The sequence below is a fragment of the Cyclobacterium sp. 1_MG-2023 genome (assembly GCF_030546805.1).
Classification (GTDB): Bacteria; Bacteroidota; Bacteroidia; order Cytophagales; family Cyclobacteriaceae; genus Cyclobacterium.
In genome coordinates, this window is sequence record NZ_JAUOPC010000009.1 from 1 (window position 1) to 12,483 (window position 12,483).

Annotated in this window: 11 protein-coding genes; all 11 read left to right on the forward strand. The window is 34.7% G+C overall.

The features are described 5' to 3' along the window. Nucleotides 1-1,094: 1,094 nt before the first annotated feature. The 11 genes from Q4534_RS14825 to Q4534_RS14875 all read left to right on the forward strand — a co-directional run bounded on the left by Q4534_RS14825 (nt 1,095) and on the right by Q4534_RS14875 (nt 12,070). Nucleotides 1,095-1,376, forward strand: a complete 282-nt coding sequence (locus Q4534_RS14825) for a DUF1778 domain-containing protein (RefSeq protein WP_303613929.1) — start codon at nt 1,095-1,097, stop codon at nt 1,374-1,376. Nucleotides 1,377-1,378: 2 nt separating this feature from the next. Continuing rightward, nucleotides 1,379-1,870, forward strand: a complete 492-nt coding sequence (locus tag Q4534_RS14830) for a GNAT family N-acetyltransferase (RefSeq protein WP_303613930.1) — start codon at nt 1,379-1,381, stop codon at nt 1,868-1,870. 558 nt (nt 1,871-2,428) lie between these two features. Continuing rightward, complete coding sequence (locus Q4534_RS14835) at nt 2,429-3,112, forward strand: FRG domain-containing protein (RefSeq protein ID WP_303613931.1); 684 nt, start codon at nt 2,429-2,431, stop codon at nt 3,110-3,112. 892 nt (nt 3,113-4,004) lie between these two features. Next, the gene (locus Q4534_RS14840) at nt 4,005-4,259 is read left to right on the forward strand and encodes a DUF6364 family protein (RefSeq protein ID WP_303613932.1); all 255 of its coding nucleotides are present in this window, start codon (nt 4,005-4,007) and stop codon (nt 4,257-4,259) included. After that, on the forward strand, nt 4,260-4,706 hold the full coding sequence (locus Q4534_RS14845; protein WP_303613933.1) for a PIN domain-containing protein: 447 nt from the start codon (nt 4,260-4,262) through the stop codon (nt 4,704-4,706). It begins immediately after the preceding gene. A gap of 623 nt (nt 4,707-5,329) precedes the next feature. Beyond that, nucleotides 5,330-6,703, forward strand: coding sequence for a sulfatase-like hydrolase/transferase (locus Q4534_RS14850; RefSeq protein WP_303613934.1), 1,374 nt, complete (start codon nt 5,330-5,332; stop codon nt 6,701-6,703). Nucleotides 6,704-6,821: 118 nt separating this feature from the next. After that, nucleotides 6,822-7,148 carry a hypothetical protein gene (locus Q4534_RS14855; protein WP_303613935.1) on the forward strand — a complete coding sequence of 109 codons (327 nt, stop codon included), beginning with the start codon at nt 6,822-6,824 and terminating at the stop codon, nt 7,146-7,148. Nucleotides 7,149-7,658: 510 nt separating this feature from the next. Continuing rightward, nucleotides 7,659-8,129, forward strand: a complete 471-nt coding sequence (locus Q4534_RS14860) for an N-acetyltransferase (RefSeq protein WP_303613936.1) — start codon at nt 7,659-7,661, stop codon at nt 8,127-8,129. Further along, entirely contained in the window at nt 8,119-8,652 is a 534-nt protein-coding gene (locus Q4534_RS14865) for a hypothetical protein (protein ID WP_303613937.1), read from the forward strand. Before Q4534_RS14860 ends, Q4534_RS14865 begins: the two co-directional genes overlap by 11 nt. A gap of 430 nt (nt 8,653-9,082) precedes the next feature. Next, nucleotides 9,083-9,466, forward strand: a complete 384-nt coding sequence (locus Q4534_RS14870) for a hypothetical protein (protein WP_303613938.1) — start codon at nt 9,083-9,085, stop codon at nt 9,464-9,466. A gap of 15 nt (nt 9,467-9,481) precedes the next feature. Continuing rightward, nucleotides 9,482-12,070, forward strand: a complete 2,589-nt coding sequence (locus tag Q4534_RS14875; protein WP_303613939.1) for a DUF4132 domain-containing protein — start codon at nt 9,482-9,484, stop codon at nt 12,068-12,070. Nucleotides 12,071-12,483 lie beyond the last annotated feature (413 nt).

Sequence of the window (12,483 nt, forward strand, 5' to 3'; positions counted from 1 at the left end):
TGCTCATCATTATAAGAGTTTGTTGATGAGCAATATACCAATGGTAAACCTTTAGCTACCGGAGGTTGAGTTCAACATGTATATAAAAAATAGCTATATCCTTGCCAAAATTAATCTTATTACACTTTTTAAACATTAATTTAGTCCGAAAAGTATGAGTTCCCCCCCACTAGGTGTAGTTAATGCCTTCGTGAGCTGGGTGTAGGTTTGCAAAACACCCTTCTATCCTTTCCAATTTGCAAATGGAATTGGACGGAATTACCAATGATCCGCGGTTATCAAACCTTCTAATCCAGCATAGTTTCTTCTGTTTATAATTGTTTTTTAATGGTCAAAACTTGCCCTGGTTTATCGGGGTGGACTCTTGCTACAAAAATCTTTTGGCCTGATGATTTTGTCATGCCTGTCTGCCTCGGGCAGGCTCGATTTCCTGATCTCTTATTTGATAAGCCTCTCCCATAACTTAAAATAGTCTATCCTTGAATGAATTGCCAATGAATGCTGCCCGAGTGTATTGTTGATTTGGATGGGGTCTCAAATTTCAGTACAGTATTCAAAATTTTGTCCATTTGTTTACATCAAGGGAGGCTTCAGAAGCCATTGCAAATGGCATATAAAAGATTTCGACTTCAAAGTAAGTAAGGAATAAAAGGGTGTAGAGGATTCTACACCCAGCCGGGGCTAAAGCCGGATGTAGTATTGCATCTTTAAAAATGGGCTAAAGCCCATTCCTATTGAGTAGCTATTTTTAGGAATAGGGACTATTTTCAAACCGAAGAAGCCTGAAGGGCTTCAATAACAATAACCACGGGTGGATAACCCGTGGATAAAGAAGGATCCATTAATATGCAAGCCTGAGAAGGGTTGAACAGGAGCCTTAGAGCTGGAATAGCCTTTAAGATAGAAAGCTGCTTTTTGTCCTGATTTTGAATACGGGTATTATTCCTTACCTGTTAGTTTGTTGATTCTCTGCTTCTTATTATTATCTTTATAGGTATTAATAAAGTAGCCTATCAGGGGATACTCTACTTGGGTATTGAAAAAACTTGTTTTGTACGGGGATTTGCCGTACATTTGAAAAAATATAATACGTCATGGAAGCAGAGATAAGTAAAGACGAACGGATTGAGTTAAGAGTGACCTCTACGGACAAAAGAATATTCAAAAGAGCACAAAAACTAAGCGGAGACAAATCATTCAGCAGCTTTATTGTAAGAGTAGTTAAGCAAAAAGCTGAAGAAATCGTGGCAAAAAATGACAGAATTATTGCTACAGAAAAAGACCGTAAAGTATTCTTTGATGCCGTATTCGGAAATTCAAAACCTAATCAAAACTTGGTTATGGCCGCGAAAAGATACAAATCACAAAAAGGCTGAAGTTGGACATATCTATATTAGATAAGACCCATAACCGAAAGGCATTTGAATGTGAAGAGCAACAACTAACCAATTATATCCAAAAACAAGTTAGTCAGGATGTAAAGAAAAAGCTTGCAATTTGCTTTGTTGCAATAGCCAATGATAATAATGTAATTGGCTATTACACCTTATCGAGCGAAAGTCTTGGGAGAGAGCAGATTCCTGATAAGTATATAAAAAAAGTTCCTCAAAATTACAATGCTCCAGTCATTTTACTCGGAAGACTAGCAAGAGACATAACTGCAAAAGGAACAGGATTAGGAGAGCATTTACTTTTAGATGCATTATTTAGGGCATTTACATTATCCGAAGAAAGCATCGGGGCTATGGCTGTTGTCGTAGACCCAATTAATAAATTTGCGGTCAAGTTTTATAAAAAATATGGTTTTGAACAACTGCCAGATAGTGAGAAAATGTTCCTTCCAATGAGCACCATAAAACAAATAATATAAAATACTGCCGCCAATAACTAAGCATTCTGACGATTGGAACATTCTAGTCTGTATGTAGTGTGTGCGCCTTTAATGGTTAATATAGGCCAAAAGGTTATCCGGTACTATGGGTGAAGGTCCCTTAAGCGTAAGAATGCTTCCTATTGTCAAAGTTCAATTCCATATTAACCCTTTTGTTACCTAGATTTTGGCTAAAGCCGGAAGCGGTAGTGCCGCTTTTAAAAATGGGCTAATGCCATTCCTATTGAGTAGGTATTTTTAGGAATAGGGACTATTTTCAAACCTTAGAAGCCTGAAGGGCTTCAATAACAATAACCACGGGTGGACAACCCGTGGATAAAGAAGGAACCATTAAATTTGCAACCCTGAGAAGGGTTGAACAGGAGCCTTAGAGCTGGAATAGCCTTTAAGATAGAAAGCTCTTTTTTGTCTTGAATAGAATTAGGATATTATTCCTTACACGTTAGATTGCTGATTCTTTACTGCTTATTATTATCTTTATAGGTAATTAAATAGGTTAGGCTATCAGGCTATACTCTACTAAATAATACAAAAAAAATGGAAATACATTCAATTAAAGATTTTTATTTCTTTTTAGAAAAGTATTCAGAATCATCTAATAATTTAATTTTTAGAGGTGTAAAAAGTTCTGAATATAAACTAACTCCTTCTATTGGTAGACTTAAACGTAAAGGAGAAAATATAACCATCAGAGAAGAAAAAAAAGCTTTAAAGATTTTCAAACATCGCTCCTATCCATTCACTAAAGATTATCAAGACGACAATATCGAATTATTATCTATTGGGCAACATCACGGATTACCAACTAGACTATTAGATTGGACTAAAAACCTTTTAGCAAGTGTATATTTTGCGGTAGAGCATCCTTTTTCTGATTTTGATATAAAATCTTCTGAATTCTCTGCTATTTATATTCACAAACCTAAAGGACTTGCTAATTTGGATTCAACTTTTGACCCTTTTGAAATAGAAGAAGTAAAAAGATTTATTCCGAAACATTGGGATGCTCGTATAATATCACAAGGAGGTTTATTTACTGTGCATCCTAATCCTTATGAGCCTTGGAATCCTGAAAATTTAGAAATAGTTAAAATTCATTACTCAATACGAAAACAAATAAAAACGAATTTAAACAGGTTAGGAATTAATGCTGGAACCATATATCCTGATTTAGAGGGAATTTGTCAACATATGAAATGGTTACGCTCTGACAATCACTAAATAAAGACAAAGTACTATTTACAACACCGTATATAATTTATTGCTGGCTTCTCGCCTACTTGCGAAAGTCCCCCCCTAGGTGTAGTTTATGTCTTCGTGAGCTGGGTGTAGGTTTGCAAAACACCCTTCTATCCTTTCCAATTTGCAATTGGAAATGGACGGAATTACCAATGATCCACGGTTATCAAACCTTCTAATCCAGCATAATTTCATCTGTTTATAATTGTTTTTTAATGGTCAGAACTTGCCCCGGTTTATCGGGGTGGAATCTCGCTACAATAATCATTTTTTTGCCTGAAGATTTTGTCATGCCTGTCTGCCTCAGGCAGGCTCGATTTCCTGATCTCTTATTTGATAAGCCTCTCCCATAACTAAAAATAGTCTATCCTTGAATGAATGCTGCCCGAGTGTATTGTTGATTAGGATGGGGTCTCAAATTTCAGTACAGTATTCAACATTTTGTCCATTTGTTTACATAAAGGGGGGCTTCAGAAGCCATTGCAAATGGCATATAAAAGATTTCGACTTCAAAGTAAGTTAGGAATAAAAGGGTGTAGAGGATTCTACACCCAGCCGGGGTATTTTTATAGATAGGGCTTGGTTTCAAACCGAAGAAGCCTGAGGGGCTTCAATAACAATAACCACGGGTGGGCAACCCGTGGATAGGAAGGCATCCATCAAATTTGCAACCCTGAGAAGGGTTGAACAAATACAATATTTTAGTAGATGATAGATTGCTTCTTCTTTTCTTTATGGGTATTAATAAAGTAGGGGATCTGGGGGTACTCTACAGCACAAGTAAAGAATGTCAGTAGTGTTTTTAATAAAAAATAAACACGTGCAACTGAATTCTTTTTATATTTGTGTTTGAGTAAACAAAAACTATTCTGATATGAATACTAAATTGACACTGACCATTGAGCAAGAGGTTATCAAAAGGGCTAAGGAATATGCAAAAAATCAGAATCGTAGTTTATCAGATATAATTGAAAACTACTTGAAAATCCTTACTAAAGAAGAACAAAAGGAAAAAGATAAGAAGCTTAATCCAATTGTTAAGTCATTAAAAGGATCTTTTAAAATGCCAAAAGCTGATATGGATTACAAAAAGGAACTTAGAGACAGATTAGAGAAGAAGTATTCATAAATGGACAAAATTCTAATAGATACTGACGTGATTTTAGATTTCTTTTTTGATCGTGAGCCATTTGCTGGGTTTGCCACAGAAATTCTTAACCTTTGCGAATCTGATCAAATTAAAGGATATACCACGCCAGTAATTATATGTAACGTTTATTATTTACTTAGAAAAACGGCAAAACACGAAATCATAATTGAAAAAATTAAGCAACTTTTGAATATTATTGATATAACCTTAATGGATAAAGAAGTTGTTTTAGGCGCGTTAAACTCTAAATTCAGAGATTTTGAAGACGCACTACAAAACTTTTCAGCCATAGAAAATGGGGAAATAAAAATCATACTTACAAGAAACGTAAAAGATTATAAGAAAAGTAAGTTAGCTATTTTTACGCCTGAAACATACCTAAAGGGAAGAGCAAGTGGACCAATAACTAAGCATTCTGACAGCTGACCCTTCGACAGGCTCAGGGGCCAGTTTATAGCATTGAGATTAAAGCTTCCTAAGTAGTGGTTTTCTTTTTCCATAAAACGGAGCATATTGACCCCCTAAAATACAATAATTGCAGCCATCTTCCCTTTGGCAAAGTTCTATTCAATATTAAACCTTTTGTTAGCTAGATTTTGGCTAAAGCCGGACGCTGTATTGCATCTTTAAAAATGGGCTAAAGCCCATTGCTATTGAGTAGGTAATTTTAGAAATATGGGCTATTTTCAAACCGAAGAAGCCTGAGGGGCTTCAACTACTAAAGCCTAGCGGACAAAAAGAAACTGGGGCTTTTTACTCGTAAGGGTTTTCTATCTTAAACACCTTATAAGCAGTAAATAAAATAGGGAATATTTCACAACTTTTTTCAATGATTGTTTGTATTTTATTCAAAGATTAAGGCGCTGGTTATAGGTTGAATGTATTATGTAATTAGTGCAGGTAAAACTTCCCGTTTCATGCCTTAGCAGGATTCGTTCAACACCTCATATAATTTATGCTTAGATTTGAAGTATAAACGACATACATTCAACGAACGATTTTTAGGTGCAGAAATCAAATCACCTTAGCAAATATTTTAATCAAGAAAAATGAAAGTTAGTGATTATAGGTTGGTAATTATTTTTTTAACAATTATTGCGACTAGCTGTAATACAAAAGAAAAAAACGAATCAAAACCTAATATACTGTTGCTCCTCTCGGATGATCATCAAGCGGATCTGATAAATGCATTGGGAAACCCATATATCAAAACACCTAGTTTAGACAAATTGGTACAGGAGGGAACAACATTTACTCAAGCTTTTACAGAAACCCCAACCTGTGTGCCAAGCCGGGCCTCTTTATTGACTGGTTCGAGTTCACTCACTCATAATAGCTTTTTTCCAAGATATTCGGGTTCTGGAAATGAAAGTTTGCAAAAGTGGCCACAAACAATGAAAGACAATGGCTATACAACCTTTTGGACTGGTAAATGGAATGCTTATGGTAAACCTGAAAAATGGGGAATAGATATTTTATCAAGAATTTCTTATGGTGGTATGGGGTCTCACACTAAGACCTTTGAAGAAAATGATTCAACAATAACGGGCTTTAGTTCTGAGCTGTATGCAGATGCTGCTATCCGATTTTTAAATGAAAAACAATCAAGTCCTTTCTTTTTGACGGTGGCCTTTACTGCTCCACATGACCCTAGAACTCCTCCTCAGGAATATAAAGAGATGTATAGCCCTATGGAAGTGCCCTTGCCTGCTAATTTTTATTCAGAATATCCTTATGAGGATGGGTACAAAACTATACGAGACGAAAAATTATTGCCTTTTCCTAGAAACGTAGATTCTGTTAGAAATGAAATCGCGCTTTACTATGGAATGATTTCTCACATGGATACTCAAATAGGACGCATTTTAAAAACACTTGATGATAATGGTTTAGAAAAAAACACAATTGTTATTTACGCTTCCGATAATGGATTGGCAATTGGACATCATGGACTGCTAGGTAAGATGAGTTTCTACCGACACAGTTTAAACGTGCCTTTAATTATTAGAGGAGAAGGAATATCTGAAAATGTAAAAACAGATGCCTATGTTTATCTTTCTGACTTGTACCCTACAATATGTGATATTGTAGGGATAGAAATACCTAAAACAGTTGAGACTAAAAGCTTTTTACCAATTTTGAAGGGAGATTCTACCATTATTAATGAATTTATGTTTGGGGCATTGTCCGATTTAAAACGATCTGTAACATCAAAAAAATATAAATTGATACGACACTACCGTTCTGAAGAAAGACCAGAAGGAACAGATGAGTATCTTTTCTATGACATTAAAAACGATCCTTTAGAAATTGTCAATCAAGTGGAAAATGTAAAATTTTCGGAAGAAATATCCAAGTTAAAAATAATTTTAGCGAATTGGCAAAAGGAGAAGAATGATTTTCTGCCGTCAGAATTCGATTAGCATTTCGTAAAATAAAGTCTATAAGGACTTAGCGTTAATGAATTATTCGGATGAAAAATTATTTGTATTAACCTATAATAATAGTGGTATAATTGCAAACCAAGACCCTACAATAATTATGTACCTAAGAATTTTTAAAAATACTATTCTTTCAGGTTTTCTAATAGTATTGCTTCATTCCTGTGCTTCTTTACAGATGGCAAATATGACAAGTGCAAAAATGAATGCGCTTGAACTGGGTATGTCGAAGGAGGAAGTTACCCAGATATTAGGAAGCGACTATAAGATTGCTGAAAAGCGATTGGAAGGCCCCATTGAAATTGAGGTTTTATCTTATAGGGACCATTTTGAAAATGACGAATTTTATCTGTTTGTTTTTAAAAATAATAAGTTGGATAAATGGTACCGTGAGTTGTTTTCGAAAGAAAGAATAGAAATTGAGTAGGTTATTACTTAAGATTGATTTTTTAGCTATTTCAGCCTATTTCGGTTTATTAAAACGAAACCTATTAAATCCCTCGCTATACCTGCTTTTCTTTTGGCAAAGCCGGATGCCGTATAACCGTCTTTAAAAATGGGCTAAAGCCCATTCCTATTGAGTGGGTATTTTTATAAAGGGTGCTTGATTTCAAGCCGAGAAGCCTGAGGGGCTTCAATAACAATAACCACGGGTGGCATCCGTGGACAGGTAAGAACCCCAGAATTCTTCAACCCCAAAGTGGGTTTAACAAGCGCTTTTATAAGGTGGAAAGCTACTTAATGTCTTGAATAAGGACCTAAGGGTATTATTCATTATGTGTCAGGGGCTGGACTACTATTTTATTTCCAAACAAGAATGCATTCGCAATTCGACAATTCCGTAACTACATTTTGACGGCCCATTTATATTTCCGAAAAATGGATACTTACTCCATATTGTTTCCATTTTTGGTTAATAAATTCGTATATTGATCGTATGAATGTAATAGAAACCTCTTCAGGGAAAAGTCATACAGTTGAGATAGATCCCGTAGAAGATGGTGACTATAAAACGCTTAGGAAGAGTCGATTTTTCTTTGACTGGAAACAAGAAAAAGCCCATGAAGTATATAAGTTACAGCTATCAGGAACAAGTGAAATTTTAGGGTTAATATCCTTAGAAAATATCCCAGAAGAGTGGCGAGTGCACATTAGACTTTTAACAGTTTCAAAAGGTAATAGAGGAAAAGAAAAACAGTTTGACAGAATAGCTGGAAACTTAATCGCGTACGCAGCTAAAATCGCAATTAAGGAATATGCTGAATATGCCTGCGTATCTTTAAGGCCAAAAAGTCATATTGCCCAACATTATATTGACAAATACAATATGAAATTAACGGGTATGACTTTGAGTATAGAAGTGCCTGAAATTTTGGATTTAATTAATCATTATGACCATGAAAAGTAAAACTAATAAGGATCATATTGCAGATGCTGAATATGGATTAGATTCAAGGTACAATTCAAAGAAAGAGCGAGCATCAGAAGCTGCATCATTAATGGAAGCACGATTAATGAGAATGAAGAATTTGTCTAAAGAGCATATTATTCGAGCAAAACTCATGCAGCTGAAATTAAAAATGGAGGCATATATTGAGCAACCAATGTATGATGATCAAAATCACTTTGCTGATTTCCTAAAAGTATATGTAGATACCATTTATTCAACAAGAAATCACTTTGCTCAGGATATTAATATTACACCAATAAGACTTAGTCAAGTAATTAACAACCACAGAGATCCTAAAGATGAATTTATAATGAAGCTGATGATTCATTCTGAGAAGGTATTTGAAAATATTTGTAGTTTTCATAAGGAAATTTGGTACGAAGTATATTTTCATGAGAAATTATGTGACACCATGTCAAGACAAGAAGAATGGAGACCAAAGCTTGAAAAGGATGTTAAGCTTAGTACAGTCATAGATTAGAAAATTATTCATGAATATGAACCGGCATATGAAGTGAAGATTGAGAATTTTTTTGTTGGGAGAGGAGTAATGAATAAAAACGGAGCATATTGACCCCCTACAATAAAATAGTTTGCAGCCATCTGCCCTTTGGCAAAGTTCTATTCAATATTAAACCTTTTGTTAGCTAGATTTTGGCTAAAGCCGGATGCCGTATAACCGTCTTTAAAAATGGGCTAAAGCCCATTCCTATTGAGAGGGTAATTTAAGGAACTAAGGTTCTGTCCTGATTTATTACAAGAATAATATTCCGTATCTGTCAGTGGATGATAGTTTGCATCTTATTATTATCTTTATAGGTATTAACAAAGTAGGGGATCGGGACAGTTTAATGAAAGTAGTGTGCTATCCTAAAATCGGTTAGATTAGTTTAAAATTTTAAATAAATAAAATGAATACTTTAAAAGTCACAGATGAAAGTGCGGCTGGTCATATTTTGCATGAAATATCCTTTCAATTTGAATCGGAATATATAACTGTGTTAGAGCTTATAGAAGCCCGAATAAATTCGGAGATACAGCGATATGAGCAAGATGTAAATAATTATCAGAAAGGCCTTGTTTTGCCACATGACATGGAAAAACGTTTAAACAGGAAAAAAGTCATTAAATTGGATCGGGAAAAACAGCTATATGTTGCACTCGAAGCTTTTAGAAATAATGGGTTTTTCATATTGGTAGATGACGAACAAGTAGATAGTCTGGAACAGAGATTTCTAGTTGACGAGTCAACTCATGTTTCATTTATTAAATTAACTCCTATGGTTGGAGGGTAATAAAAATAGAATTAGATGTTCAATTTTTTTAAAAGAATTATAAAATCACAAAATGATGATAATGAGCTTAAAAAGCTCATTTCCGCTATTCATAATAAAGTTAATTATGTTTATAGTGCCAATGATTTATCAAGAATTGAAGAATATGAAAATTTAAAAAAATTATCAGAAGAGGAACAAAAAGTTCTTATTAATAAACTCACAGATATCATCTGTTGTTTTTCTATAAAATTTACTGAATCTAAGGGTAGGAATTCATTTAACAGTGATGATATAAACTATTTTGGCAGGCCTATTGCATTTGCTATACAAAGCGGCTTACTGCGTAGAAAATTAAATTATAATGAACATGAGTGGATTGAACTATTGAGAAGCTTTAAAGAAAGTTCAGATAAAATATCAAGGAATAATAATGGCTATTTTCATGATTTTCCCATTAATCATGCGATAAAACAAATTGAATATTATTTAAAGAATAATGAGCGATCCAAGACCCTTACTTCGTTTATAAATGAAGCATTGGAATGGGAAGAGTTTAAAAATACCTCAAATAAACAATATTTTGGTAGTGATATGGGAAAGGCCACTAAAAAATTAAGAGCCTTGTTGGTAAAGGAAGGAAATATTCCAGTATTTAGTTTAAAAACCAATGATATCGGAAATGAAGTAAATGAAATTATTAATTCTGTCAAAGAAAATAGAGATGCAATTGATCAAATCTTCTATTTAGCCTCGAATGTTACCAGTTCTAAACCCTCAAAGAAATTTAGTCAAGAAGTAGCCAAACTTCAAGACAAAATAGGCCTAGAGTCATTCAAAAAAATAGCACACAGAGTGCTAGAAACTCCATTAAATCATAATCCCTTTAACGAAAGTACCACACATGAATACAATGGTCAGGTTTATAATTATGTTGAGACCGTTTTCTTGTGTAATCCCAGCCAACAATTTATTAAGGGGATGGTTTGGACAGTAGAACGGTTCTCTGATAAGGAAACCATACGAATACTCAGTAAACTATGTGAAAAGACGTACTTAAAAATCCCAGGAAAAGGGCCAGCCGCGGCATCCATTGGAAATGCATGTGTTTACGTTTTAGGAAATATGAGAGGTAAAGATGGATTAGGAGCTTTGTCTCGGCTTAAACTTAAAATTCGACAAAACAATGTAAAAAAGACGATTGACAATCATTTAACAGAAGGGGCCAAGAAATATAATGTTTCGGTTGAGGAATTAAAGGAGATGGCTGTGCCCGATTTTAATCTTGTAAAAGGGGAAAAAATAATTCAGTTTGATGGCTATTCACTAAAGATATTTATTGAAGGAAGGAAAGTAAGCCAACAGTGGCTCAAGCCGGATGGTCTACCAATTAAAAGTGTGCCCAGTTTAGTTAAAAAGAGTACTGCTTTATCTAAAAAACTTAGTGATATCCGAAAGGAAATTAAAGAAATTCAGAAGGTATACAGTGCACAGAAACAAAGAATAGACAATCAATTTATTTTAGATAGGACCTGGGATTTTGTATCATTTGAGAAGTATTATTTAGAGCATGGCTTAGTTGCTCCAATAGCCGAAAAGTTAATATGGATTTTTACAAAAGGAAATATGGTTGCCGATGCCATAACCCTTAATGGTAAATGGTATTCTAAAGAGCATAAATCAATAAATTGGATTGATGAAGAAACAACTGTAAAACTCTGGCATCCGGTATATTCTGATGAAGAAACCATTATTGCCTGGCGGGAAAAAATGATGGAACTGGAATGGAAACAGCCAATAAAACAAGCATTCAGAGAAATTTATATACTTACAGATGCAGAAGTGAATACACGTACCTATTCCAATAGAATGGCAGCTCATATTTTAAAGCAACATCAATTTAGTTCCTTGGCTAATCTGAGAGGGTGGAAATATTCACTATTAGGTGCTTTTGATGATGGCAGAGATAATGAAATATGCGAAAAGTATTTACCAGAATTTAAGATAAAAGCCCAGTTTTGGATTGATGAATTAAGTCAAGACGAGAGTTGGAATGATACGGGTATTTGGCTCTATATATCATCTGACCAAATAAAATTTACTAAAGAAAACGGTGAGGTAATGGAGTTGGTTGATGTCCCAAAAATCATTTTCACGGAAATAATGCGTGATGTAGATATGTTTGTAGGAGTAGGTAGTGTAGGGAATGATCCACAATGGATGGATAATAACGGAGAAAGACAAACAAACCGGGACTACTGGACATCATACTCTTTCGGAGACTTAACGGAAATTGCAAAAACTAGAAAAGCTATTTTGGAAAGATTGCTTCCTGGCCTAAAAAAAATAAGGGATAAAGCGGAAATTGATGGCAAATTCTTGATGATTAAAGGTCAACTTAGAACTTATAAAATCCATATTGGTAGTGGTAATATTTTAATGGAGCCAAATGATCAATATTTATGTATTGTCCCATCACGATCTGCAGAAAATTCTACTGATAAAGTTTTTATTCCATTTGAAGGTGATAGAGGCTTATCTATTGTATTAAGTAAGGCGCTTTTATTAGCAGAGGATAATAAAATAACGGATTCTACAATAATGAGCCAGATAAATCGATCATAGGATCAAATTACACGAATATTGAAATTACCAAGAATTCTGACGGCTGGAATCCTTCGGCACCCTTCGACTCCGCTCAGGGACCACAGGCTCAGGGGCCAGATCGTTGCCTTGGGGTTTAGGGTTAGAATGGGGAATGGTTTTCTTTTTCAGTAAATCGGAGCATATTGCCCCCCTAAAATAAAATAATTTGCAGCCATCTTCCCTTTGGTATAGTTCAATTTCCTATTAATACTTTTGTTAGCTAAATTTTGGCTAAAGCCGGATGCTGTATTACCTGCTATAATAATGAGCTAAAGCCCATTCCTATTGAGTAGCTATTTTTTGGAATCTGGCTTAGTTTTAAGTCTTGAAGCCTGAGAGGCTTCAATGATAATAGCCACGGGTGGCAACCTTTTGACAGGCAAAGATTTGAG

Coding starts and splice junctions, on each gene's coding strand:
- Q4534_RS14845 (WP_303613933.1), top strand. CDS start 4,260: ATGGACAAAATTCTAATAGATACTGACGTGATTTTAGATTTCTTTTTT.
- Q4534_RS14870 (WP_303613938.1), top strand. CDS start 9,083: ATGAATACTTTAAAAGTCACAGATGAAAGTGCGGCTGGTCATATTTTG.
- Q4534_RS14860 (WP_303613936.1), top strand. CDS start 7,659: ATGAATGTAATAGAAACCTCTTCAGGGAAAAGTCATACAGTTGAGATA.
- Q4534_RS14865 (WP_303613937.1), top strand. CDS start 8,119: ATGAAAAGTAAAACTAATAAGGATCATATTGCAGATGCTGAATATGGA.
- Q4534_RS14835 (WP_303613931.1), top strand. CDS start 2,429: ATGGAAATACATTCAATTAAAGATTTTTATTTCTTTTTAGAAAAGTAT.
- Q4534_RS14825 (WP_303613929.1), top strand. CDS start 1,095: ATGGAAGCAGAGATAAGTAAAGACGAACGGATTGAGTTAAGAGTGACC.
- Q4534_RS14855 (WP_303613935.1), top strand. CDS start 6,822: ATGTACCTAAGAATTTTTAAAAATACTATTCTTTCAGGTTTTCTAATA.
- Q4534_RS14850 (WP_303613934.1), top strand. CDS start 5,330: ATGAAAGTTAGTGATTATAGGTTGGTAATTATTTTTTTAACAATTATT.
- Q4534_RS14840 (WP_303613932.1), top strand. CDS start 4,005: ATGAATACTAAATTGACACTGACCATTGAGCAAGAGGTTATCAAAAGG.
- Q4534_RS14875 (WP_303613939.1), top strand. CDS start 9,482: ATGTTCAATTTTTTTAAAAGAATTATAAAATCACAAAATGATGATAAT.